The organism is Myxococcus sp. XM-1-1-1 (assembly GCF_020037095.1).
Lineage (GTDB): Bacteria > Myxococcota > Myxococcia > Myxococcales > Myxococcaceae > Myxococcus > Myxococcus fulvus.
Genome location: NZ_JAIQDH010000004.1, coordinates 397,616 through 421,052 on the forward strand (window position 1 = coordinate 397,616; position 23,437 = coordinate 421,052).

Below are 23,437 nucleotides of genomic sequence, written 5' to 3' on the forward strand. Positions count from 1 at the left end.
CCGGCTGCCGCTCACGGCTTGAGCAGCGGCTCGGGTGTGGGTGCGGAGGAGGGCAGGTGGTCCGCGGCGGCGGCCAGCGCCTCGCGCACCTTGCCCTCGGCGGCCGTCTTCGCGGCGAGGAGCTGGGCCTCCGCCGCGGACCTCGCGGCGACCAGCTGCGCCTCCGCGGCGGACTTCGCGGCGACCAGCTGCGCGCGAGCCCCACCCGCGCCGAAGAAGCTCGTCGGCGCGGCCAGCTCGGCGCGCTCCTCGGCCGTGTACTTGAGGTACGAGTACTTCGTCGCCTCCGACGGCAGCCGCAGGCCCTCCACCACCTTGAACCAGGAGAGCACCTTCAGCGAGTAGTAGCTGAGGTCCACCTCCCACCAGAACCAGCCCTGGTTGGCCGTGTTCTGGTGGTAGTGGTGGTTGTTGTGCCAGCCCTCGCCCAGGGTGACGAGCGCGAGCAGCCAGTTGTTCCGGCTGGTGTCCGTCGTCTTGTACCGGCGCTTGCCGAAGATGTGGCTCAGGGAGTTGATGGTGAACGTCCCGTGCCACAAGAGGGTGGTGCTCACGAAGTAGCCCCACACCAGCATGGAGAACCCGCCGATGAAGTAGAGCGCCACGGCCAGCGCAATCGACGGCACCAGGTGGAAGCGGTTGAGCCACACCAGCTCCGGGAAGCGCGCGAAGTCCTTGATGCCCTCCATGCGCGTCTTGCCGTACTTGTCGCAGAGAATCCAACCCACGTGGCTGAACCAGAAGCCCTTCTGCACGGGCGAGTGGATGTCCTCCCCCTGGTCCGAGTACCGGTGGTGGTGGCGGTGGTTGGCCGCCCACCAGAGGACACCCTTCTGCGTCGACGTGCTGCCCACCAGCGCCAGGATGAACTGGAAGACGCGCCCCGTCTTGAAGGCCCGGTGGGAGAAGTAGCGGTGGTAGCCCGCCGTGATTCCCCACATGCGGACGATGTACAGCCCCACACACACCGCCAGGTCCACCGGCTTCGCCCCCACGACGAAGGCGAACAGGCACATGACGTGGACGCCGAAGAACGGGATGGACGACAGCCAGTTCAGTCGCTCGTCGTCCGCTGGAGCCGCGGCAGGAGAGGATGTCTGCAAGGGAGCCTCGTGAGCGGAAGGAAGGCGGCGGACCCGAAGGTGCGCAGCCTCATCCCGCATCAACACCCCCTCCTGTCATGCCTCTGTCAGGAGGCGACGGATTGCTTCAGCTCCGTCAACCACTCCTCGAAAGCGGGCTGGCCGTGCAGCGCCGTCAGGTCCGAATCGGACGCCGCATACGCCGCGTCCCGGAAGCCCAGCTCGCTGGCGCGCCGCAGCATCCTCATCGCGTCCGTGACGTTGCGCGCCCGGGCATGGGCGCACGCGGCGTCGTACGCGATGCTCGCGCTCGGCGCGTGCTCCAGCGCCGCCTCGCCCACCGCCGCGGCCTCCGAGTACGCGCCCCGGATGAACAGCACGCGCTCGGCGCAGGAGTACGCCGCCGCGGGATCCACGCCCGGCAGCTTGAGGGCCTCCGGCGCGCGGCCCAGGCGGATCAACGTCCCGGCGTACTCGTGCATCACCGTGCGGTCCGACGACGTCTGCCAGGCCTGCTTCCACCAGTCCAGGGCGCGGGCGTCATCCCCCACCAGGGAGAAGGACGCCGCCACCGCGTGCGGCTCCACTTGCAGCCCCTGCACCTGGGAGAAGTGGTCCAGCGCCTGCCGCCCCTGGCCCTCCTTCAGCGCCACCCAGCCGAGCAGGTGGTGGGCATGGCTCGCCAGCTCCGGCGTCAGCGCGTCGCCACCCTCCAGCACCTGCGCCCCCAGCCGCCGCGCGTCGTCCATCCGCCCCGCGTCCAGGGCGAACTTGCCCTCGCGCAACTTCTGCGCGAGCGGGTTCTCCAGCGCGCCGCTGCTCAGCGTGCCCGAGGAGCCGGAGCCCAGCGCCTCGGTCAGCATCCGGAACGCCTGGTAGCCGTACATGGCGAAGAAGATGCCGGCGAAGAGCCAGCCGGTGCTCAGGCTGTAGCCCACCACCGCCACGCACACGAGCAGGGCCAGCCCCTGGGACACCACCATGCCCCGGCGCGGCCCGAAGATGCGCGTGGACAGGGTGTTCACCAGCCGCCCGCCGTCCAGCGGCAGCACGGGCAGCATGTTGAAGATGGCCCAGATGAAGTTGGCCCCCGCGAAGGTGCGCAGGAAGAAGTCCAGCGCGGGTGAGCCCCCGCTCAGGAACAGGTACCCCACCAGGCACACCACGCCGAGCATCAGCCCGAACAGCGGGCCCGCCACGGTGATGACCACGTCCCGCTTCCAAGGAAGGGGGCCGGGGGTGTCGGTGGGCAGGGTGTGGCCGCCCAACCAGACGAGCGCGATGCTCGGCCGATAGCCGAAGAGGCGGCTGGCCAGGGCGTGCCCCAGCTCGTGGACCAGCACGGACACGAAGACGATGAGCATCCAGGAGAGGACGAACACCCCCATCGCGCTGGCCTGCCCCAGCGCGGGAGCCCCCGCGACCTGGGCGAAGGGCCAGCCGTTCTGGGCCGCTCTCATCGACGTGTACGCGATGATGGCGGAGACCAGCAGGTGGCTGGGATGGACCTCGACGGGAATGCTCCCGAGACGAAAGCGGAACATGGAGACGGACCTTAACCGTTGAAGGGCGGTTGCGCAGTCCGGAGCGCACATCCCGCGACCGGTTCTTTCGATTCCGCTAGGTTCCTCAGGCCCCATGCTGCGACTCGGCCCCTTCACGCTCGCGAACCCCTACGTCCTCGCCCCCATGGCCGGCGTGTCCGAGATGCCCTACCGGGTGCTCGCCTTCCGCATGGGCGCCGCCCTGTGCCCCACCGAGCTCGTCAGCTCCCAGGGCCTGATGCGGGCCAACCAGCGCACCTTGATGTACCTGCGCTTCGACGCCCAGGTGGAGAAGCCCTACTCGCTCCAGCTCTATGGAGGAGACCCGGAGGCCATGGGGCTCGCCGCCAGCGTCGGCAGGTCCCACGGCGCCCAGCTGCTCGACATCAACATGGGCTGCCCCGTGAAGAAGGTGACCAAGAACGGCGCGGGCAGCGCGCTGCTCTCCGACCCGCCCCGCGCCGCCGCCATCGTCCGCGCCATGCGCGAGGCCTCGGGCCTGCCCGTCACCTGCAAGATTCGCTCGGGCTGGGACGCCCGCTCCCGCAACTACCTCCAGATGGCGGAGGCCCTCCAGGAGGCGGGCTGCGCGGGGCTGGCCATCCACCCTCGCACCCGCGAGCAGGGCTACTCGGGCAGCGCCGACTGGAGCGTCATCGCCGACGTGAAGCGCCACTTCCCCGAGCTGCCCCTGTTCGGCAACGGCGACGTGAAGAGCTGCGAGGACGCGCGCCGGATGCTGGAGACCACCGGGTGCGACTTCGTGATGATTGGCCGCGCGGCCCTGGGCAACCCTTGGATTTTTCGCGAGCTGAACGGAGGCGAGCCGCCCACCCCCGAGGAGCGCTGCGCCCTGGTGCTGGAGCACTTCCATGCGCACCTGGCCTTCGTGGGGGACCCGCTCGGCGCGGTGCGCTCGTTCCGCCGGCACCTGGGCTGGTACGCCCATGGCCTGGTGGGCGCGGCGGTCTTCCGGGCCCGGGTGAACACCCTGGACGCACCGGAGGCCGTCGCCGACGCGGTGCGCGCCTTCTTCGCCACCGCGGACCGCGCCTCGAACTCGGGCGCGGCCTCCGAGGAGGAGCAGGACGTCGACTACCGGGCCGCGCTCGGCTGAGCGGGCCCGGAACTTCTTACAGCGGGGCCACGAGCTTCCGCCCGGTGGCCACCCGCCGGAAGTAGTCGCACGCGGGCGTGGGCCTGCGCTCCAGCGTGTCGAAGTCGACGTGGTAGAGGCCGAAGCGCGGGCCCCAGCCCTCCAGCCACTCGAAGTTGTCGAGCAGGCTCCAATAGAGGTAGCCCTGCACGTCCACGCCCTCGGCCCGCGCGGCGAGCACCTGTCCCAGGTGGGTGTGCAGGTACTGGGGCCTGCGCGTCCCGCTCCGGTCGTCGATGCCGTTCTCCGTAATCCACACCGGCTTGCCGTAGCGCTTCACGTCGCGCAGCGTCTGGAGGAAGCCCTCGGGCCAGTCCTCCCAGCCGATGTCCGTCAGGCCCCGCCCCTGGGTGTCGCGGTACTTGAACTCGATGAACGGCGGCCGGGGCACGAAGCGCAGGTGCGCGCGGCTGTAGTAGTTCACCCCCACGAACTCCGCCGAGTCGCGCGCCTCCGGGATGTCCACGCGGGTGGTGGCCACCCCCGGCATGTTCACCCGCAGCTTCCCGGTGGACAGCGCCTCATGGAAGGCGTGGTTGTACGCCTGGCCCCCCAGCCGCACCAGCGCGCGGTCCAGCGGGTTCCACCAGCGGTCCGGCGCGAAGGCCAGCATGTTCTGGGAGATGCCCGTCTCCACCCGGCCCAGCCTCTCGCCCACTTCCCGCCGGGCCACCACGTGCGCGCGCACCAGGTTCTCCAGCGCCTTCATGGTGAGCGCCCCGTCGGCGATTCCCGGGGGGATGGCGCCCTGCAGGTAGCCGCCCAACAGGAGCACCATGGGCTCGTTGAAGGTGATGACCCGCGCGCCCAGCCCCTCGAGAAGCGCCGCGCACCGGCGGGAATAACGGCGGAAGACCTCCACGCTCTCGGGCTGGTGCCACGGCGTCTCGCGGTGGAACCAGGTGGGGTGGGTGAAGTGGTGCAGCGTCACCACCGGCGTGAGGCCATGGGCCTTCATCTTGAGGAGCCGCTCCCGGTACCCCTCGAGCGCCGCCTCGTCGAAGCGCCCGCGCTCAGGCTCGATTCGCGCCCACTCCAGGGAGATGCGGAACGCGGTGGCCCCCACCGCCGTCGCCAGCCGGTAGTCCTCCTCGTAGCGGTTCCAGTGGTCCACCGCCCGCCCGCAGCGCGCGTGGGGCTCCTTCAATCTTCCAGCGCGCTCCCACTCGGCCCAGTCGTTCTCGATGCCGCCCTCCACCTGGTACGCCGACGTCGCGACGCCGAAGGTGAAGTCCGCGGGGAAGGTGCGCTCGGGGGTCCTCATCGTGGCCGCGCACCGTAGACGCCGACCTCCCTCGCGAAAAGCGCCGCGTGCCGCTCGGGCCTTTGCGCGGCAGCCGACAGTGCGTCCGCGCGAGCGCGGAAGCGAAGGCCTCCGTCGCGTCCGGAGCCGGAAAATCGGCCTCGCGCGCGATTCGGCGACGCGCCTCCGAAGTGTCCGCGAACCTCCGTTCGAGGCCCTCGGCACCGCTCGATGCCGAAAAATCGGCCTCGCCGCGCGATGCAATACATCACCATGCGTTGACACACTGGTGTGTCGCCCGTACCATTCACTTCAAGCACTCACTTTCATCAGGAAGAGTGCAGGGCCCCGGTTGACTGGGGCCAAATCACATGGAGGGTTCTGATGGCCGCCAAGAAGAAGACCGCGAAGAAGACCAGCGCGAAGGCTAAGAAGACGACCACCCGCAAGACGGCTGGCAAGACCGCGACCAAGAAGGCCGCGGCCAAGAAGGGCGGCGCCCGTAAGACGGCGGCTCGCGCCAAGAAGGCCCCCGCCCGTAAGAAGGCGGCCCGGGCGAAGAAGACCAGCGCGACGGCGGCCCCGGTTACGCCGGAGTCCTGAGCAGCAGGTCGTCATTCGCGGACGTCGGTTGACGTCCGGTGAACGGCTCGGCGAAACCCGCCGGGCCGTTTTTCTTTTGTCCGGACAGGAGGTTGCCCGTGTCGCTGCGTCCCGTGGAGCTCTCACAGGTGGTGGCGGAGGTGGGCAGTCAGCTGACGGGAGCGGTGGCCCAGAAGGCCTGGTGCCCCCTGCCGAGGCTGGCCTACCTGGAGCTGCGGGTCCCCGGACGCTCCATCCTCCTGTGCCTGTGCGCGGAGGGAGACCTGGCCCGCGTCTCCGCCGCCACCTCCCGCTTCCCCACGCCGGGCGAGCCCGCCCCCTTCCAGCGCTGGCTCCGCCACGAGCTGACCGGCGCGAAGCTCACCGGCGCCCGCTTCATGGAGGCCGAGCGCGTGGTTCGGCTCGACTTCGAGCGCGAGGAGGTGCGCCGTCACCTCGTGATGGAGCTGGGCTCTCCGGGGGGACTCCTCCTCTCGAGCGAGCAGAACCGGGTGCTGATGCTCTCGGGCGAGGGCTTCGGACCCCGCCGCAATCTGTACCCAGGCGCTGCGTGGACGCCGCCGGAGCCCATGCCCGCCGAGGCGCTGGAGAAGGCGCTCAAGGTCGCCTCCCGCCTGGTGCCAACAGAGGGAGAGGTGCTCCCTTATTCCCACGCGGCCGAGCGGCTGCTCGGCGCCCGCGACCAGCAGAGCCGCGCCGAGTCCATCCGCCGTCGCCTCGCGCAGCCGTACCGCGCCCGCCTCAAGCGCTCCTCGCGCACCCTGGAGAAGGTGAGGGCGGAGGCCGCGCGCGGGCCGGAGGCGGAGAAGCACCGCCGGCTGGGAGAGCTGCTCGCGCAGAACCTCTTCCGCCTCAAGCGCGGCGCCACCGAGGTGACGCTCACCGAGTACACGGAGGAAGGCGCCCAGGAGGTCCGGGTGCCGCTGGACCCGAAGCGCACGCCCAAGGAGGAGGCGGACTGGCACTTCCACCAGTACCGGCGCCTCCTGCGCGGCGTGGAGCAGGCGCGCCACCGCGAGGCGGAGCTGGCGCGCGAGGTCGCCCACGCCCAGGCCGCGCTGGAGCAGGTGGAGCGCATGGACGAGGCGATGTTGTTGGCCCAGGTGGAGGTGCTGCACGTCTCCGCGGGCGGCGAGGCGACGCCGGAGGGCCGGCCCTTCAAGGAGTACGTGGGCCACGCGGGCGCGCGCATCTGGGTGGGCCGGGGCTCGGAGGACAACGACACGCTCACCTTCAAGCTCGCCCGGCCCTGGCACCTGTGGCTGCACGCGCGCGGCGTGCCGGGCAGCCACGTGGTGCTGCCCCTGGAGAAGGGACAGGAGCCCGCGCAGGAGGCGCTGCTCGACGCGGCGCACCTGGCGCTGCACCACTCGGGGGCGAAGGGCGAGCCGCGGGGCGAGGTGAGCTACGTGCCGGTGAAGTTCGTGCGCAAGGTGAAGGGCGGCGCGCACGGGCAGGTGACGTACACGCGCGAGAAGACCTTCGTGGTGCGCATGGAGCCCGAGCGGCTGGAGCGACTGCTCAAGTCCCGTCACACCGAGGTGCCCGCTCCGTGACGGATGCCGCCCCCGGAGTGTGAATCACCCGGGGACTCGGGGCGGACGCGGTTGACGGGCTGACGGAGGGCAGGCGGGCAGGGGCCTGCGGCCTTGAGTCCGGAGCCTTGGCGGGTACGATGCGCGACGAGTGACCTCCGAGTTTTTCCGTCAGATGTCCCTGTTCCCACGCGGCCTCTCCGCGGCCAGTCGGGCCACGGCGGCGGCCGCGGAGCCGCGTGCCCCGGACGTCGTCGCGGAGCTCGAGGCGCAGCTGGCGCCCCCGGCGCCCCGTCCTCCTCCGCCCCGCAACCGGGTGCCCGAGGAAGCGCCGCGCATGCTCAACGTCTCCTCCACGCGCGAGGACATGTGGAACCGCGCGGAGTCGCTCGCGTGGCGGCTGAGCGCGGAGCTGGGGATGCCGGTGAAGCTGGCGGTGACGGACAACCGCTCCACCATGGTGTCCTTCCGTCGGGGAGGCAACGCGCTGCAGCTGCGCCTGCACCACATGTTCCTGGACGCGCCGGAGACGGTGGTGCGCGCGGTGGCGGACTACGCGGGCCGGGGCCACCGCACCGCGGGCGTGCTGCTGGACGAGTACATCCGGGGACAGCAGCCGCGCATCCGTCAGGTGCGGCGCGAATCCGACGCGGACCTGAACCCGCTGGGTCGCTGTTTCGACCTGCAGGCGCTTTACAACGGGGTCAACGCGACATTTTTCGACAACGTCATCCAGGCGCGCATCGGCTGGGGGCGCATGCCGCCCCGGCGGCGTCGGAAGTCCATCCGCCTGGGCGTGTACGACCATCAGACGCGGGAGATTCGCATCCATCCCGCGCTGGACAGGCCCGAGGTGCCGGCCTTCTTCGTGGAGTTCATCGTCTACCACGAGATGCTCCATCAGCTCTTCCCGAGCACGGGGCGGGGCGGGCGCCGCGTCCACCATCCGCGCGCCTTCCGGGAGCGCGAGCGCACGTACCCGCACTACACGGCGGCGCTGCGCTGGGAGCGGGAGAACCTGGGCGTGTTGTTGCGCGGTTGATGGCTCTTCTGCTCGCTGGCTCATTTACCGGTTTACCGAGCGAAGCGACCCGTGGTGCGTGCTTGACGCCTCCATGAGGTCCACCCATCCTCCCGAGCCATATGCGACGAGCGAAGATTGTCTGCACCCTCGGGCCCGCGAGTCAGAGCCAGGAGATGTTGGAGGCGCTGCTGGAGAACGGCATGGACGTGGCGAGGTTGAACTTCTCCCACGGCAGCCACGAGCAGCACGCGGAGAACATCGCCAAGCTGCGCGCGGCCTCGCTGAAGGTGCGCAAGGCGGTGGGCATCCTGGGTGATTTGCAGGGCCCGAAGATTCGCACGGGCCGCTTCACCCAGGGCAGCACGGAGCTGAAGGAGGGGGGCACCTTCCACATCACCACGGACGAGACGGTGCCGGGCACGGACGACATCGTGTCGACGACGTACCCGTTCCTGGCGGCGGACGTGAATCCGGGGGACCGCATCCTGTTGGATGACGGCCTGCTGGAGCTGAAGGTGCTCCACACGGACAAGCAGAAGCTCATCAAGACGGAGGTCATCCACGGCGGCACGCTGAAGAACAACAAGGGCATCAACCTGCCCGGCGTGGCGGTGCGCGCGGAGGCGCTGACGCCGAAGGACCGTGAGGACCTGGTCTTCGGCATCAAGGCGGGCGTGGACTACATCGCGCTGTCGTTCGTGCGGCAGCCGTCCGACCTGGACACGGCCCGGCAGGCGATGGCCGAGGTGGGCCGCACGGTGCCCATCATCGCCAAGCTGGAGAAGCCGGAGGCGATCGCGCGGCTGGACGCCATCCTGGACAAGACGGACGGGGTGATGGTGGCGCGCGGCGACCTGGGCGTGGAGATTCCGCCCGAGGAGGTGCCGGCGGTGCAGAAGGACATCATCCGGCGTTCGAACCTGCGCGGCCTGCCGGTCATCGTGGCGACGCAGATGTTGAACTCGATGATCGACAACCCGCGGCCCACGCGCGCCGAGGCGAGCGACGTGGCGAACGCGGTGTTCGACGGCGCGGACGCGGTGATGCTGTCGGGCGAGACGGCGAGCGGCAAGTTCCCCATCGAGTCCGTGCAGATGATGGAGCGCATCATCCTGGCGGCGGAGTCCTCGTCGCGGGTGCAGGGGCTGTCGCCGCGCATCGACGCGCCGCTGGGCGTGCCCTCGCATTTCCCGGACGTCATCGCGCGCGTGGCGTGCGAGGCGGCGAAGGCGAGCAACGCTTCGCTGATTGCGGCCTTCACCCTGTCGGGTGTGACGGCGCGGCTCCTGTCGCACTACCGGCCGACGGTGCCGATTGTGGCGTTCAGCCCGAACCAGGAGGTCCGTCGGCGACTGGCGCTCCTGTGGGGCGTGGTGCCGCGGGTGCTCGAGCCCATCCAGGACACGGAGGCGATGGTGCGCCGCGTGGAGGAGGAGCTGCTCGCGCGCGGACTGGGTCGCAAGGGTGACCGCATCGTCATCGTCTACGGCGCGCCCGTGGGGCAGCCGGGGAAGATCAACAGCCTGCGGCTGCACACCATCGGCTGAAGCCTGACGCCGTGAGGACCTGGGGCTCGCTGCTTCGCGCGGCGGGCCCCGTTTGTTTCCTGGGGTCAGTGAAGTGCCGTGCTTCGAGGGCCGAGTACTGGACGAGGGCGGAGCCGGAGCGAACCGTCGCCCGCCAGGCCAGGCCAGGCCAGGCCTGGACTCGGCGAGGGTGGAGCTCCTACGCCGTGCTTCGACGGCCGAGCCCTCGGCGAGGGCGGAGCTGGTGAATGAGCTGTGCCAGAGAAGCCGGTCCGCTACTTCGGCGCGTGCTTCAGTGCGCGGCGGGGAATCTCGGCCTCGACGAAGATCTTGAACAGCTCGGGGTCGAGCTGCCCGTTCTGCGTCTCCTTCTTGAGGATGTCGAGCGCGAGCGTGTGCGGCACGGCCTTCTTGTAGGGCCGGTCGCTGGCGGTGAGGGCGTCGTAGATGTCGGAGATGGACATCATGCGCGACTGGACGGGGATGGTGCGGTCCGGGATGGCGCGGGGGTAGCCGGTGCCGTCGAGCTTCTCGTGGTGCGCGTACGCGATTTCGGGCACGCGGCGCAGGGCGCGCGTCCACGGAATCTGGGTGAGGAAGCGGTAGGTGTGCTCGACGTGGCTCTCGATTTCGCGGCGCTCGTCGGCGGAGAGGGTGCCGCGGGGGATGGAGAGCGACTGGATTTCGCGCGGCAGGAGCAGCGGCTGCGTCTGGCCCGCGTCGTCCTGGAAGTTCAGGTGGCCCAGCTCCGTGAGCCGCTCGAACCCACCCTGCGCCAGCACCGTGGGCCGGTTGCAGGTGAGGACGAACTCGAACACCTCGTGCAGGTGCTTGAGCTCCGTGTCGAGCCGCTCGGTCTCCTCGGCTTCAATCTCCGCGAGCGCCGAGTCCCCGCGCTTCTTCACCGCCTCGAACCGCCGCCGGTAGCTCTGCAGCTGCAAATCCTTGCGGGCGAGCTGGAAGCGGGCGCGCAGCACCTCGAGCTCATGCGGATAGAGCTTCTCCGCCTTGACGAGGACGTTCTCCCGCACGCCGACCTTGCCGAAGTCGTGCAGGAGCGACGCGTAGCGCAGCTCCTGGATCTCGGTGGCGGAGAAGCGCACCTGGGTATACGGGCCGGTGGACTGGTGCTCCAGCGCCTGGGCCAGGGACACGGTGAGGTCGGCGACGCGGCCCGAGTGACCCGCCGTGGTCGGGTCCCGCTGCTCGATGGCGACGACGGACGCGGAGACGAACCCCTCGAACAGGCGGTTGATCTCCTCGTGGAGCAGGGCGTTCTCGATGGCGCCCGCGGCCTGCGCGCCCAGGGCGAGCAGCAGCTCCTCGTCCTCGGCGTTGAAGGCCAGGTCACCGAGCTTGTTGAGAGCCTGGATGACGCCGGTGACGTCGCCATTCGCGTCGCGCATGGGGACGCAGAGGATGGTCTTCGTCTGGTAGCCGCTGGAGACGTCGAACGAGCGGTTGAAGCGGGTGTCCGCGTAGGCGTCGGGGATGTTGATGATGGTGCCGGTGTGAGCGACCTGTCCGGCGATGCCGCTGCCCACGGGGAGCCGGATTTCGTTCTTCGAGCCCTGGGCCACCTTGCTCCACAGCTCGTTGCGCTCGCGGTCCAGGATGAAGAGCGAGCACCTATCCGCCTCCACCACCTTGGTGGCCTCGTAGAGGATGAGCGGCAGCAGCAGGTCCAGGTCCCGTTCGGCGCTCATGGCCTTGGCCACGTCGAGGATGGACGTGAGCTTCGCCAGGCGGCGGGTGAGGTCGGGCTGCGGCGGAGTCGGCTGCTGCGCGAGGGCGGAAGAGGGCACCGGGTGGCTCCGGGCGAGGTGTGTCCTGCGGTTGGGCAGGATTCCAAGGTTGTAACACGCCCGGGCAGGTGGTCGCCCTGGGGCCCGACCTGCTTGGTTTTCTGCTTTAGAACGGACGTCGGGGAATTCCTTCGCTGTCGGGGTGAAAGGGAGCGGGGTATGTAGCGCCCCCATGAGCCGCCGCCCTGTCCGAATCTCGCCCTCGCTGTTGTCTTCAGACTTCGGTCGCCTGGCCGAGGAGGTCCGCGACATCGAAGCCGCGGGCGCCGATTGGATTCACGTCGACGTGATGGATGGGCGCTTCGTGCCGAACCTCACGATTGGCCCCGTGGTGGTGGAGGCCATCAAGCGGGCGGCGACGAAGCCGTTGGACGTGCACCTGATGATTGTGGAGCCGGAGAAGTACGTGGAGGCCTTCGCGAAGGCGGGGGCGGACGTGCTGACGGTGCACGTGGAGGCGAGCCCGCACCTGCACCGCACGCTGCAGCAGATTCGTCATGCGGGGGCGAAGCCGGCGGTGGTGTTGAACCCGAGCACGCCGTTGTCGGCCATCGAGGAGGTGCTGGGGGACGTGGAGATGGTGTTGTTGATGAGCGTGAACCCCGGGTTCGGGGGGCAGGGGTTCATCGAGTCCACGGTGGACAAGGTGCGCCGGCTGCGCGCGATGTTGGACGCGCGGGGGCTGGACACGGACATCGAGGTGGACGGGGGCATCAACGCCGAGACGGCGAAGAAGGTGGTGGAGGCGGGGGCGACGGTGCTGGTGGCGGGCAGCTACGTCTTCGGGGCGAAGGACCGGGCGGCGGCCATCCGTTCGCTCCGGGGGTGACGGCGGGGTTTCAGGCCCGGGTGCGAGCCACGGTGGTGGCGAGTCGAGCGACGCGGGTCATGAACGTGGGGTCGAAGGGCTTCACCTCGTAGTCGTCGGCGCCGAGCTCGAAGCAGACGTGGCGGGTGAACTGGTCCTCGACGCCGCTGAGGATGATGACCTTGCACTCGCGGGTGGCGGGGTCCTGCTTGAGCTGGGCGAGCAAATCCCGCCCGTCCTGGTGCTGGTTGATGTCCAGGATGATGACGGCGGGCCGGTGGAGGCGGGCCAGCTCGAGGACGCGCTCCGACGTCGTGTCCGAGATGCACGTCAGGCCGGACCGCTTCGCCTCCCGGGCGAGGGCCGACACGATGAGCGGTTCATCATCGGAGATGAGGACGACGGGGGGCATGTTCGTATGGAGCTGCACGGCCAGCTGCCTTCTCGGCCCAGAGGGGACTGGTGAATATATCCGGAACTATCGGAATGTCAGGACAATTGTTAGAGGAGGCAAGGGGCGAGGGGAGGAGCGAGGGTCTTTTCGGACCGCAGGAGGGTGTGGAGGTGGGGAGGGGGAAAGAAAAGGTGATCCGAGGACGTTGACTCAGCCGTGAGGCTCGGGTACTACCGCCGCACTTTCGCCGGTCCCGAGGAGTACCCGCCGGCGGACGGACATATCGGGGAGTGGCTCAGCCTGGTAGAGCACTTGGTTCGGGACCAAGGGGTCGCAGGTTCAAATCCTGTCTCCCCGACCACCTAAGTAGTCAGAATTACTTGGTTACGGGCTGGAGATCTTAATGGTCTCCAGCCCGTCTCCATTTTGGGCCTCCGGCTTCGGCCCCTCCAGCATCCGGATGGCCGCCGACTTGGCCGCTGGGCTCAGATGCATGTACCGCTGGGTGGTGGCGAGGTTCTGGTGCCCGGCCAGCTCCTGGATGGCCTTCGCCGGAGCGCCCGCCATTGCCAGCCGGGAGCAGAAGGTGTGGCGGAGGATGTGGATGCCCCGTCACCTTCAGTCCGGCCAGCCGCTGGATGCGGCTCATCCACTTGTTCAGCAGTACCTGGGTCACCCTTCGGGTGGCCGTCGGCCCGCCAGAGGATGCGCTCGCCCCGGAGGTGCCGCTGCTTGCGGACGGCGTCCGCCAGCCGGGCGGTCATGTTCACCTGCCGGGCCCGTCCGCCCTTGGGCAGGGTGACGTGCCCTTCCCACTCCGAGCGGCGGACGTGGATGACGCCCCGGATGAAGTCCACATCCGTCTGCTCCAGGGCGATGATTTCGCCGCAGCGCAGCCCCGCTTCTCCGCCGAGCAGGATGAAGACGAGGTGCTGGTGGTCCACCTTCGCCGCAGCGTCCACCAGCCGCTCGAACTCGTGCGGCTCGTAGAACTCCATGGTGGAGGGCGCCACCTTCAACAGCTCGATGGTGGCGGGCATCTGCTCGATGACGCCCCACCTGAGCGCGGCCTTGAAGACTGTGTTGAGCACCACCAGCACGTTTGGAGTTGCGTCGGGTTCGTTGAGTCCATTCAACTGTGGGAGAAGGACCCAACGATGCCGAAGCCGAAGCCCCATACCCGCCGGAGTTCCGAGCGCGAATCGTCGAGTTGACGAAGGCAGGACGGACGACAAGCAGCCTGGCCGAGGAGTTCCACGTCACTGACACGACGGTGCGCAACTGGGTACGCCAGAGCGAACTGGACGAGGGCACGCGACAGGATGGGTTGACGACGGACGAGAAGCAGGAGTTGGCCCGCTTGCGGCGCGAGGTGAAGGTGCTGCGCGAGGAGCGTGACATCCTCTCAAAAGCCGCGGCCTAGTTCGCACAGGAAGGCGTCGGGACGCCCAAGAGGCGTTCCGATTCGTGAGCGAGAACCAGGCCAAACATGTGGTGTCGACGATGTGCCGGGCGCTGGGCGTCACCGAGGCCGGCTACTACGCCTGGAGAGGCAGGCCCGCCTCAAAACGGGCCTAGGAGGATGCCCACCTCTCCGAGCGCATCCACGCCATCCACCAGATGTCGGACGGCACCTATGGCGCACCTCGCGTCCGGGCGGAGTTGGCCGACACTCACGGCCTCCAGGTGGGACGGCGGCGCGTCGCCAGACTGATGAGGGAGGCGCGGTTGGCGGGAGTCAGTCGGAGGGGATACTGCGTGACGACGAAGCGAGATGACGCGGCACAACCCGCTGCAGACCTGGTGGAGCGCCGATTCGAGGCCCGAGAGCCAAACGAGTTATGGGTCGCCGACATCACCTACATCCCGACGTGGGCGAGCTTGCTCTACCTGGCTGTCGTCATCGACGTGTGGAGTCGCAAGGTGGTGGGCTGGGCCATGGCGACTCACCTGAAGTCAGAGTTGGTCATCGCCGCGCTGGACATGGCCGTCGCCCAGCGCCAGCCCCGAGACGTCATCCATCATTCGGACCAGGGATGCCAATATACCTCGCTGAGCTTCGAGCAGCGGTGCAGGCAGGCTGGAGTCCGTCCCTCCATGGGGTGCGTCGGCGACGCGTACGACAACGCGCTGTACGAATCCTTCTTCGCGAGCCTCGAGTGCGAGTTGCTCGACCGACGGACCTTCCGCACTCACGCAGAAGCCAGGATGGCTGTCTTCCAGTACGTCGAGGGCTGGTACAACCTGCGCCGGAGGCACTCCGCCCTCGGCTACCAGTCTCCTGCTAACTATGAGAAGAGGTACTCAACTGCGGCTTGACCCACCAAGTCGCCGGGACTCAATGAGACCGGTGTAACTCCACCGTCCCTACCGCGACCCCTTGTTGGGCCGTCCCCTGGCCGGCTGCTGCGGTGGCAGCAAGCCGGCCAGTCTTTCTCATTGCGCGTCGGTCAGTTCTCCCCGGCTCATGCCTCCTCAACGCCGGACGCCCTCGACCTATTTTGCGGACACGCTCAAGTCTGGATGGATGCGCATGGCGCATGGACAGGGATGTGCGGGGCGTCGGCCCCACGAGCCTTGGCGGGGGCGTGAGGAGGCTGAATTGGGCGAGCCGAGGAACTCTGCGAGCAGGGCTCGCGCGGCGCGTTCGGAGGTGACGGCCTCGGCGATAACGTCGGTGACCGTCACGTCCCCGAGGTCCTCGCGCGTCGGGTAGGCCATGAACGAGAAACACCAGTGCCGGTCCGGTACGCCGGGCTGTTGGTTCTCGACCCACACGCGGAGGATGCGCCCGTCCGGCAGCAGGTGCTCGCTGCTTCCGCACTCGTCATTGCCCCAACTGGAATCCTCCCGGCCCGCTCCCTGCAGTCAATTGGGAATGAGGATGTCGGGGAGCGCGGTAGACGGGGCCTCGGTCGGTGGTCACGAGCCAAGCCCCTTTCGAGCGGCGGAGCGCCCTCGCGAGCGTCGCAAGGAGTTCTGGATCGGGGGCGGCGAGTCGTCCTCGATGACGACCGCATCGGGCCTGCCGGCATCCCGGACGGTGAAGTAGAAGCGCTGCGTGAGGTTGTTTTTGGGGAAGAGGAGCGAGAAGCCCATGGTGACCGCCTTCTCCGGTTCGGTCCTGGTGTCCCGGCACGGGTAGAAGAGGATGACTGCGCGGTTCTTGCTGTGAAGCTTCTCGGTTTCGGGACTACGGCAGGGGAGATCCTCGGCGCCCGAGATCGCCGCTGCCACGGCACGATGTCCGGGGTCGCTGTAGGCCTTGAAACGCAAGGTCCCCTCCCCGATGCGGCCACGGTGGATGACCGGGAACCGGTTCTTGCCCGCCTCCCAGACCTCGCCTTCGGTCTTGGGGGAGTCCACGACGGGGGCGAGGAATAGCCAGTCCTTGATGTTGGGGTCGCCCATGCCTCCCCGGATGAATTCGAAGACCGGCTCCAGCTTGGGATCCTGCGACCACGCGTAGCTCTCGAGGAACTTGAGCACCGCGCCGGTCTCGAGGACCGCAACGCGCGCTTCGAAGCCCACCGCCTTGCCCTTTTTCTCCGTCGCGAGCCCGATCTTCTTCAGGGCCTGTGCACCAAGCAGGGACCTCACGAGCTTCTCGTTTGCGAGGCAGGGAGCCTTCGGGGCGAGTGTGCTCTCGACGAACTCGCCACCCAAGTTCTCCGACTGGAGCTTGGCGTTGTACATCTTGTTGCGCGCGGTGGGCATCAGGAGGTAGCTGGGCACCAGCGGCGGGATCTGCTTCGGGGTCAGCGGTGGGTTGCGCTCGCGCGAGTAGCGTTGGAGCTTGTTGCGGAACAGCTCCTCGTCGAGGCAGATGGACTCGAATGCCTCGTAGAGGTCGATCGTCGTCTTGCCGTCCGGCTCGCTTCTCCCGATGAAGAGACGGACCAGGTCGCGATAGCCGCGCCGGAAGCCGAACCAGCGGCCCATCTGCATCAGGGTGTCCGCGTTCTTCGCGCGCCTGCGGTAGTAGCTGATGGTCAACCCCTCCACCGTGTAGCCTCGCGACAGCTTGGTCCCGCCGACGAGGATGCGCCACACGCTCTCCTTGTCGAAGTTGGGGGTCTGGTCCCGGTTGGCGAGGTCCCCGTTGACGATGCTGACCGGCTTGTCCCCAATGGCCGCGAGGCATTTGGCCACGAAGGGCTCGAGGTCCTTGAACCTCGCGGGCATCGGGAGGCCCGGCTCCTGTGCTGAATGCACGGGCAGAAAGTCCTCCTCGAAGAGGCTGCGGAGGCGTACCAGCCCCGCGCCGTGATAGGCGGCATTCTCGAACGTGTCGCGGACGAGCTTTGCGTCTTCCTCGTGGTCCTGCATCTGGTGAGAGCGGTGGACGAGCATCGTGTGATGCTTGAAGCGGAGGTCCCGACTCGCCCGGCTCCGGTAGAACTTTATTGCGCCCGCGAGGACGAAGCTGTCGATGGCCCGCTGTAGGTTCTCGGCCTCGGAGTCATCACCCTTGACGCTGCGCACGAAGGCGCGTTCCTTCGACGCGAATCCCTTGGGCGCGTTGCCCCCGAGGTCATGGAAGTCCGCAACGCCCATGTACCCGACCGGTCGGTCGAGGGAGATGATGTAGTCTTTGGGGAAGAGGTCTTCCGCGTCGTCAGGGTTGATGAAGACGTTTGCAAAGGGCGTTGCCGTGTACCCGATGTACTGGGCCCGGGGCAGCGCGGCGAGAAGGCCCACGATGGCCTTGTTCGTCCCCGTCCTGTCTCGGTCTCCGCCAGGCTTGACTGTGTTCACCGATGCTTGGTCCGACTCGTCGTCGATGATGAGGGCCGGCACCTCGTCGAGGCGTCCACGCAGTGCACCGAGGTCATGAGCGAGCCGCCGGAGGACCGTCGTATTCTTCTTCACCACCATCAGGCGAGCCTTGGAGGGGTGAAGGTTGGCCGGGTCGTTGTAGCGCCGGCCATTGAGCACCTTGTGGAACTCGAGGGCATCAATTCCCCGAGCCAGCTTCCGGTAGTCCTCCTTGGACCCAGTAAGCCTCTGCCAGTCGAAGGCGCCGAGATTGCTCGGAAGCTCGCCGTGCGAGATGAAGCTCTGCCATTCGGCATCGTCGCTGTAGTCGTGACGGCCATGCTCGTCGGGGTGCAGGCCGATGATTTCCTTGCCGATGAGCTCCTTGTCGACGCGACGCTGGGTCTGCTCGCGCAGCACGTTCAGCGTCCCAGCGAGGACGATGACGAGCCGATAGCCCGCGTCCACCGCCTTGGCGACGACGGCGGTAAAATTCGCTGTCTTGCCGCTCTGGACGTAGCCCACGACGAGGCCCTTCGTCTGGTATGCCTCCCGGCGCTCCGGGTCACTCAGACGCTCGACGATCTGGTCGGTGGTGCGGTCGAGGTCGATGATGTTCCCCTCGGGCCACCCGTTCACTTCGCGCAGCTGACGTTTGTAGGCTTCCCAGTAGAAGGTGTGCTTCGCCTTCCGCTCCGCAATGTACCAAGGCTCGTGCTTCTCCGCGATGACGGTCGGCTCCTCCACGTCCGTGCGCGCAGGGATGAGGGTGTCGCAGAGAGCGCGGAACCTGGCATCCACCGCGAGGAGTTCATAGATGTGCTGACGCCGCTCCCGGGAGTTGGGGGGCGTCCCCGCGGTCCACGGCGCGTCGAGGAAGTCCCAGCGATGCAAGTGGCGCGCGAACAGGTTGCGACCGGTGGCATTCGCGTCATCTGAGAGGAGCTGGCCCGTCAGCCGCTCCATGCCGTCAGCCGGAAACGCGAGCCGGCGCTTGCGGGTAGCCTCGCGGAGCTCGTCCTCGAGCGACTGCGGGCCCAAGTCTTGGGCACTCTCGCCCATGGTGCTCAGGGCAGTCCGGATGACCAGCAGCATTTCTTCCGGCGACATTGATTCCTCGGCGGGCGGGTTGAAGCGGAGGTTCACGGCAGCAGGGTCAGGAAGTCGGGCGTCCCGTCCTCGAAGCCGAGTCCCGACAGCCGCACACGGTATCGGACGTCGCTGAGCCGAGCGGCGAGGGACTCGCCCAGTGCCATCCGGACATGCTCCGAGACGAGCTTTGGGCACCTGTGGTCGACTGGGACGAGAAGGGGAGGGGTGCGCAGGCGCAGGCGTCTTCGGTAGTGAGGGGCATCCTCATCCCGGTATCCGGTCCGGACAAGGAGCCGGTCGAACTTCGCGGCCGGGCCTGGGACGGCCGAGAGGAGGGCCCGAAGCCGGGCTACGCGCTCTGGAAGCGTCTCCCCGGAGCGGGCCCCCGCGGGTTCCGCCTGAAGGGACAGGAGGAAGAGTGCACGGCCGATACTGGGTTCCAGCTGGTGCAGGCCGCTGATGACGTGCACGCGCTCTGCCGACCGGGTCGTCTTCACCTCGATCTCGACGTCGCCTCGGCGGAAGTCGTGGGGTTCCCCGAGGGGACCCACCCATGCGTCGACCGCTTCCGCGCCCTCCGACCGGTGAAGTCGCTCCAAGCACCAGAGCTCCCCGAAGAGGCCTGTCTGCGCCTCGACGCTCATCACGGAGGCTTCCAGCAGCAGCGCGTTCCAGTCCTCGATGGCCTCCGCAATGGCTGCGGCCGGCGGGCGGCTGCCGAGCTGGATGCGGTCGGCGATATCCACCATGAAAGCGTAGAACTGCTGGTGAAGGGCAGCCGTCCGGGTGGAGACCTCGACTACGCGGTTACCCCTGACCAGTCGTAGCCCGACCTCGATGGCAGCGAGAGGGCTCGACAGCTCCACCTTTCCCGCCGGAGCCACTGTCCTCAGCCCGAGCCGAGAGGCGTCCGCGTCGACGAAGAGCTCGACGTCGGGGGAGCCTGCGTGGCGCACCGGATGGAGCGCGGGTACTCCCGGCGAGAGTAGCGTCTCGCGGAAGTTGTCCCACGTCATGTGGCGCTCGGGGCTCATGAGTCATCCGTCCGGAGCACCTTCATGGCGTGGGCAAGCGCGCGGTTGCAGGTGTCCAGCCACTCGCGTTGCTTGCGCGAGACCCGACCGCTATCGAGGTCCTCCTGCAGCAGGAGGAACAGCAGCACCTTGAGGAGCGGGGCATCCGCTGCCGAGGGGCGCCGGTTTCCGAGGACGCGGTTGCGGTATGTGCGGTTGAGACGGATGACGAGCCCTTCGCGGTCGATCTCGAAGAAGTCGCCTCCCTCGATGTCCGCCCACTCGAAGTTCACTTGCCGCACTCGCCGTTCGTTCGGAGCGAGTGTCTCCCGGAGGTTGTCGCGAAGGTACGCAGGGAGGCCGTCGACCGGAACGAGGGGGAAGTTGTCTGGGTTGGCGCGCTCCTGCTTGCGGTAGATGCTCTGCGCGGTCTTCAGGTACTCGGAGAACTTGGTTTTTCTCCCGTCGACCGCGTTCCGGAGTGCCGTCGTGAAGACCGGGGGCGCCTTGATGCTGGACTTCTGGACGTCGAGGCTGAAGTGGGAGTCGAGCTTCGGGGGCAGGTCGATGACCACGCGAGCGAGCGAGGAGTGCGGCTCTGTGTCGCGGATGTCATTCCACCCCCCGGCCTGGATGAGCCGGTCGTTGCGGTAGAAGTAAAAGCCTTGACGATTCGCGGCGCTATCGAGCTTGTAGGTGCGTTCCGGCGAGTTTGCCGGCCAGACGTGCGCCTCCATGAGTAGCTCGCCCAGGTCGCCGAGATCTAGCGGGAACGCGCGTGGATAGGCAGGGTCTCCGCTTCGGTCGTAGCTGAACGGGTTCAGTGCCTCCACCTCGAAGCGGACGTCGTTCGGCTCGGCTCCTGCCTGCTGGCTGTCAAGCCAGATGCGGATCCGCTTGTCTTCCAGGAACCGATGAAAGTGGAGCCCGAGGTGGAGACGCAGCCGGTCCATGAGCCGCTTGATGGTGGCGTCGAGCCCTCCTTTCCCGACGCGGATGCGGTCGAGGTCAGACCACGCCACGACCGTCCCGTTCCGTGAGACGTCGACCGGGCCCCACGAGCCTTTCAGTAGGCGTGTGATCTCCGGCCGGGGGACCATGTCGCAGCGCCAGTCGTCGCTGATGCTCTCGACCGTCCAGCGACGGCCACTCGCGATTCCGGCGTTCCGCGTACCGACGGTCAGCTCGGTGGCTTGGCTCAAGGAGGCGAGCTTGAGGCCCATCCCGAACTTGCTCAGTGACTCCAAAGACTTCTCGGTGTCGGCGCCGAAGCGCATCGCCTCGTGGAGGCGTCGCTCGGACATGCCGGTCCCGTCATCAACGATCAGAACCTGCTCGATGGCCTCGTCGGTGCGGACCAGTCGCACCAAGACGTTTCGGCTCTTCGCGCTGATGGAGTTGTCGATGATGTCGGCGACCGCCTGCTCGAGGCTGTAGCCGATGGAGCGGAGCGCCTGGATGAGCATCCGCGGGTTTGGAGGAATCCGGTCGTCTAAGGCCATTTGCCAGGAGGTGTCAGGGCGCCGTCGCCCGCAGGGAAGAGTCACGCGCGAGACAGCCTGGATCTCCGGTCTGCATCACCTCGAAGACTTGGTGCCGGACGCAGGCCGTGACGGCCCACGCCATCGGCCGGAGCGACCCTCCCGACCTGCCCGTGCGCTGTCGGTGCGACTTTACAGGGGAACACGCTCCCGTTGTCACGCTGTTCCTGCTTCCCGGACCTCGACCGGGCTGCCAGGAACCTGGCGCGGTCCTTGGGTCAGGGACGGGACCGGACGTACCATGCCGGGCGGCCACCACTCGCCCGGGTTCCGTCCTCGCAGAACATGGGGCTGAATCCGAGCGACCGGACGCCCTCCATGACCGCGGACAGCTCCTCCCCGCCGATGACCCAGATGGCGCCGGTTGGCCGGAGGTCGTGGACCTCGCGGCTCGAGAGCGCTCGGGCCAGCGCGGGGAGGTCCTCAAGTGGCCGGCTGCCCTCCCGGGGCTTCGGTCCTGCCCGAGGCATCGATTTGCCGGGAATTGCGGCCGCCGCGCCGAGCTGCTTCACTGCAGGCACGTCCAGCGCCCTGACGAGCGTCCAGCACTCCTCGCGCTTGCACCACTCCGTCACGTTGCGTCCATCCGCGCCGTGGCGGAGACATTCCTCGACGGGCGCGAGGATGGTGGCGAAGGCGTCCTCTACCTCGCGGGACGCGCGCTGCTCTACCCAGACCCTGTCCAGGCTGACCCTGTTTCCGGCGTGGTGGCCCAGGTAGGCCACCGAGTACGACACCACGTTGGCGCGGTACGCGCCGATCTTCATCTCCCGGGCGAGCTGCTGGCAGGTGCGAAAGAGGATGCCCCTGGCGACGAGCTGCTGGAAGTAGCGCTCATCGGGGACCACCTCGGCTCCGGGGCGTGCGAGGCCCTCCGCGAAGGTGCGGAAGTTCTTCTGGGCGCCAAGACTCACCGTATGGGGGCGCCCCTCCCAACAGTGGATGAAGGTCGCAACGTCGGTCTTCGTAAAGACCTGCTCGGCCGGGTGAGTCCGCTCGAACTCCTTGAGCTCGGCCCCTGCCCGCCGTGCTCTCGCAACTTGGTACTGCCCGCGGGCACGCTCGTAGAACCACCGCGTCTGGCCCCCGGGGCTCCAGATGGAGCGGGAGAGCCGCTCGAGGGCAAGATGGTAGGGCTCGTTGGCCGAGAAGTCGGCGTCGTTGACCTTGTTCTGGCTGTTGGCGAAGCGCGAGATGCGCGGGACCATCTCTTCCACCAGCGAGGTGGGAACGACGGTCAGCTTGGCCTGTACGAAGACGCGCGAGAGGTCCGCCGCATCCTTTCGCCCGGCGCGGTGGAGCGATGCCGTCGTCTGCCCCCCGTTCACGATCTGCAGACCGCGGACCCACGTGATCCGGGCCCCTCCATCCGGAGCTCTCTCGGTGCGCACCTCCTCGGCGATGGCCGACAGGCCGTTGTTGAAGGCGAAGAACTGCTCGGGGGCCTGGAGGATGGTGTCGCGGATGTCGCGGTTCACCTGGCCCCGAGCTTGGAGGAAGGACCGAACGTTCAGCTCGAGGAGGCGCTCGCCGTACTCGTCGTAGAGTCGGTGCAGGACGTCGCCGGGGATGACTGCGAGGTAGCCGCTCGCCGCATCTCCCTCCGCCGCGACGGGGAGGCACGGGATGGTGGTGCCGTAGTCTGCAGCGAAGTCGACCTCGATGCTCTCCCTGGGACGACCCGAGCCGATGCATCGGGCAAGCTTCTCGATGTCGTAGATGTGGATGCGGGGCTCGATGGTTCCTTGCTTGGAGGGCCTGATGGCCTTGTTCCCACGGAATGACTTTGCGATTCCCTCGATGAGGACGAACAGTCGGACCTGCTCGATCGTGGAGGCGACATCGTGGATGCGGAGGGCCATGGGATAGGCCGGGTCATCCTCGTCGAGCTTGAGGTGCAGACCGTCGAGCGCGGCGACCATGAATCTCCATGCGAGGTCCACGGCCCGCTGCACGTCCCGGGTAGGCACGTCCGGGCAAGCATCGTCAGGAGCACAGGCGGAGACGGCGAGGTCCAGCCGGTCGCCGTCTTCGCTCACGAAGTATCCGTTGACCTTGGCCGACGCGGTGCCGACCTTGCCGTCAAAGAGGCGGACCTCCAACTCCTCGACGGCCCCCACGGCTTCGAGCACCTCGACGGCCGCGCGGGTGAACGCGGCCTCCCGCGCCGACCGGGACGGGGGCCCGCTCTTCCCGTGACGCTCCTCGTCGAGCCGCCGCCCGACGGTGTCGCGGAAGCCCTGAAGAAACGTGGCTACTTCCTGAGTATGGGCCATCCGGCGTTTTCTCGACCTCCCTGGTCAAACAGTCTAG

Annotated in this window: 17 protein-coding genes, 1 tRNA gene and 1 pseudogene; 8 read left to right on the forward strand and 11 right to left on the reverse strand. The window is 68.0% G+C overall.

Annotated elements, in window-relative coordinates; genetic code table 11:
• Nucleotides 1-11: 11 nt before the first annotated feature.
• Both K8640_RS12090 and K8640_RS12095 read right to left on the reverse strand, forming a co-directional pair.
• Complete coding sequence (locus K8640_RS12090; RefSeq protein WP_223747189.1) at nucleotides 12-1,103, reverse strand: acyl-CoA desaturase; 1,092 nt, start codon at nucleotides 1,101-1,103, stop codon at nucleotides 12-14.
• Between the two features lie 86 nt (nucleotides 1,104-1,189).
• A complete protein-coding gene (locus tag K8640_RS12095) occupies nucleotides 1,190-2,626 on the reverse strand; it encodes a site-2 protease family protein (RefSeq protein WP_223747190.1) in 1,437 nt (478 codons plus the stop codon).
• Nucleotides 2,627-2,720: 94 nt separating this feature from the next.
• Between K8640_RS12095 and dusB the strand changes: the two genes are divergently transcribed.
• Nucleotides 2,721-3,743, forward strand: a complete 1,023-nt coding sequence (dusB, locus tag K8640_RS12100) for a tRNA dihydrouridine synthase DusB (RefSeq protein WP_223747191.1) — start codon at nucleotides 2,721-2,723, stop codon at nucleotides 3,741-3,743.
• Nucleotides 3,744-3,759: 16 nt separating this feature from the next.
• Here dusB and K8640_RS12105 read toward each other — a convergent pair whose 3' ends face one another.
• Complete coding sequence (locus tag K8640_RS12105; RefSeq protein ID WP_223747192.1) at nucleotides 3,760-5,046, reverse strand: glycoside hydrolase family 1 protein; 1,287 nt, start codon at nucleotides 5,044-5,046, stop codon at nucleotides 3,760-3,762.
• A 363-nt stretch (nucleotides 5,047-5,409) separates the two neighbouring features.
• Between K8640_RS12105 and K8640_RS12110 the strand changes: the two genes are divergently transcribed.
• The 4 genes from K8640_RS12110 to pyk all read left to right on the forward strand — a co-directional run bounded on the left by K8640_RS12110 (nucleotide 5,410) and on the right by pyk (nucleotide 9,734).
• A complete protein-coding gene (locus K8640_RS12110) occupies nucleotides 5,410-5,628 on the forward strand; it encodes a hypothetical protein (RefSeq protein WP_046716140.1) in 219 nt (72 codons plus the stop codon).
• A 98-nt stretch (nucleotides 5,629-5,726) separates the two neighbouring features.
• Complete coding sequence (locus tag K8640_RS12115) at nucleotides 5,727-7,184, forward strand: NFACT family protein (protein ID WP_223747193.1); 1,458 nt, start codon at nucleotides 5,727-5,729, stop codon at nucleotides 7,182-7,184.
• Nucleotides 7,185-7,338: 154 nt separating this feature from the next.
• A complete protein-coding gene (locus tag K8640_RS12120; RefSeq protein ID WP_223747251.1) occupies nucleotides 7,339-8,205 on the forward strand; it encodes a hypothetical protein in 867 nt (288 codons plus the stop codon).
• A 101-nt stretch (nucleotides 8,206-8,306) separates the two neighbouring features.
• Nucleotides 8,307-9,734, forward strand: a complete 1,428-nt coding sequence (gene pyk, locus K8640_RS12125; RefSeq protein ID WP_223747194.1) for a pyruvate kinase — start codon at nucleotides 8,307-8,309, stop codon at nucleotides 9,732-9,734.
• A 254-nt stretch (nucleotides 9,735-9,988) separates the two neighbouring features.
• Here the strand turns inward: pyk and K8640_RS12130 are convergent, their stop codons facing one another.
• On the reverse strand, nucleotides 9,989-11,518 hold the full coding sequence (locus K8640_RS12130; RefSeq protein WP_223747195.1) for an HD family phosphohydrolase: 1,530 nt from the start codon (nucleotides 11,516-11,518) through the stop codon (nucleotides 9,989-9,991).
• A gap of 172 nt (nucleotides 11,519-11,690) precedes the next feature.
• On the opposite strand from K8640_RS12130, the gene rpe reads away from it, so the two are divergent.
• Nucleotides 11,691-12,347, forward strand: a complete 657-nt coding sequence (rpe, locus tag K8640_RS12135; RefSeq protein ID WP_141325276.1) for a ribulose-phosphate 3-epimerase — start codon at nucleotides 11,691-11,693, stop codon at nucleotides 12,345-12,347.
• A gap of 10 nt (nucleotides 12,348-12,357) precedes the next feature.
• Here rpe and K8640_RS12140 read toward each other — a convergent pair whose 3' ends face one another.
• A complete protein-coding gene (locus K8640_RS12140; protein ID WP_046718495.1) occupies nucleotides 12,358-12,738 on the reverse strand; it encodes a two-component system response regulator in 381 nt (126 codons plus the stop codon).
• A gap of 266 nt (nucleotides 12,739-13,004) precedes the next feature.
• Here K8640_RS12140 and K8640_RS12145 point away from each other — a divergent pair.
• Nucleotides 13,005-13,081, forward strand: a tRNA-Pro gene (locus K8640_RS12145).
• A 23-nt stretch (nucleotides 13,082-13,104) separates the two neighbouring features.
• Here K8640_RS12145 and K8640_RS42490 read toward each other — a convergent pair.
• Both K8640_RS42490 and K8640_RS12150 read right to left on the reverse strand, forming a co-directional pair.
• The gene (locus K8640_RS42490; RefSeq protein WP_255652940.1) at nucleotides 13,105-13,287 is read right to left on the reverse strand and encodes a hypothetical protein; all 183 of its coding nucleotides are present in this window, start codon (nucleotides 13,285-13,287) and stop codon (nucleotides 13,105-13,107) included.
• Entirely contained in the window at nucleotides 13,206-13,811 is a 606-nt protein-coding gene (locus K8640_RS12150; RefSeq protein WP_370640334.1) for a tyrosine-type recombinase/integrase, read from the reverse strand. Before K8640_RS12150 ends, K8640_RS42490 begins: the two co-directional genes overlap by 82 nt.
• A gap of 47 nt (nucleotides 13,812-13,858) precedes the next feature.
• On the opposite strand from K8640_RS12150, the pseudogene K8640_RS12155 reads away from it, so the two are divergent.
• Nucleotides 13,859-15,039 (forward strand): annotated as a pseudogene (locus K8640_RS12155) (IS3 family transposase).
• A gap of 603 nt (nucleotides 15,040-15,642) precedes the next feature.
• Here the strand turns inward: K8640_RS12155 and K8640_RS43085 are convergent.
• The 4 genes from K8640_RS43085 to K8640_RS12175 all read right to left on the reverse strand — a co-directional run bounded on the left by K8640_RS43085 (nucleotide 15,643) and on the right by K8640_RS12175 (nucleotide 23,400).
• Nucleotides 15,643-18,624 carry a Z1 domain-containing protein gene (locus tag K8640_RS43085; RefSeq protein ID WP_223747196.1) on the reverse strand — a complete coding sequence of 994 codons (2,982 nt, stop codon included), beginning with the start codon at nucleotides 18,622-18,624 and terminating at the stop codon, nucleotides 15,643-15,645.
• On the reverse strand, nucleotides 18,621-19,604 hold the full coding sequence (locus K8640_RS12165) for a PD-(D/E)XK motif protein (protein WP_223747197.1): 984 nt from the start codon (nucleotides 19,602-19,604) through the stop codon (nucleotides 18,621-18,623). Before K8640_RS12165 ends, K8640_RS43085 begins: the two co-directional genes overlap by 4 nt.
• Entirely contained in the window at nucleotides 19,601-21,049 is a 1,449-nt protein-coding gene (locus K8640_RS12170; RefSeq protein ID WP_223747198.1) for an ATP-binding protein, read from the reverse strand. Before K8640_RS12170 ends, K8640_RS12165 begins: the two co-directional genes overlap by 4 nt.
• A 293-nt stretch (nucleotides 21,050-21,342) precedes the next feature.
• Entirely contained in the window at nucleotides 21,343-23,400 is a 2,058-nt protein-coding gene (locus K8640_RS12175; protein WP_223747199.1) for an AIPR family protein, read from the reverse strand.
• Nucleotides 23,401-23,437 lie beyond the last annotated feature (37 nt).

Bases quoted from the DNA above. Each gene is read 5' to 3' on its own strand.
- K8640_RS12170 (WP_223747198.1), bottom strand. From the start codon at position 21,049: ATGCTCATCCAGGCGCTCCGCTCCATCGGCTACAGCCTCGAGCAGGCG.
- K8640_RS12120 (WP_223747251.1), top strand. From the start codon at position 7,339: ATGTCCCTGTTCCCACGCGGCCTCTCCGCGGCCAGTCGGGCCACGGCG.
- K8640_RS12140 (WP_046718495.1), bottom strand. From the start codon at position 12,738: ATGCCCCCCGTCGTCCTCATCTCCGATGATGAACCGCTCATCGTGTCG.
- K8640_RS12110 (WP_046716140.1), top strand. From the start codon at position 5,410: ATGGCCGCCAAGAAGAAGACCGCGAAGAAGACCAGCGCGAAGGCTAAG.
- dusB (WP_223747191.1), top strand. From the start codon at position 2,721: ATGCTGCGACTCGGCCCCTTCACGCTCGCGAACCCCTACGTCCTCGCC.
- K8640_RS12095 (WP_223747190.1), bottom strand. From the start codon at position 2,626: ATGTTCCGCTTTCGTCTCGGGAGCATTCCCGTCGAGGTCCATCCCAGC.
- K8640_RS12175 (WP_223747199.1), bottom strand. From the start codon at position 23,400: ATGGCCCATACTCAGGAAGTAGCCACGTTTCTTCAGGGCTTCCGCGAC.
- rpe (WP_141325276.1), top strand. From the start codon at position 11,691: ATGAGCCGCCGCCCTGTCCGAATCTCGCCCTCGCTGTTGTCTTCAGAC.
- K8640_RS12105 (WP_223747192.1), bottom strand. From the start codon at position 5,046: ATGAGGACCCCCGAGCGCACCTTCCCCGCGGACTTCACCTTCGGCGTC.
- pyk (WP_223747194.1), top strand. From the start codon at position 8,307: ATGCGACGAGCGAAGATTGTCTGCACCCTCGGGCCCGCGAGTCAGAGC.
- K8640_RS42490 (WP_255652940.1), bottom strand. From the start codon at position 13,287: ATGGCGGGCGCTCCGGCGAAGGCCATCCAGGAGCTGGCCGGGCACCAG.
- K8640_RS12165 (WP_223747197.1), bottom strand. From the start codon at position 19,604: ATGAGCCCCGAGCGCCACATGACGTGGGACAACTTCCGCGAGACGCTA.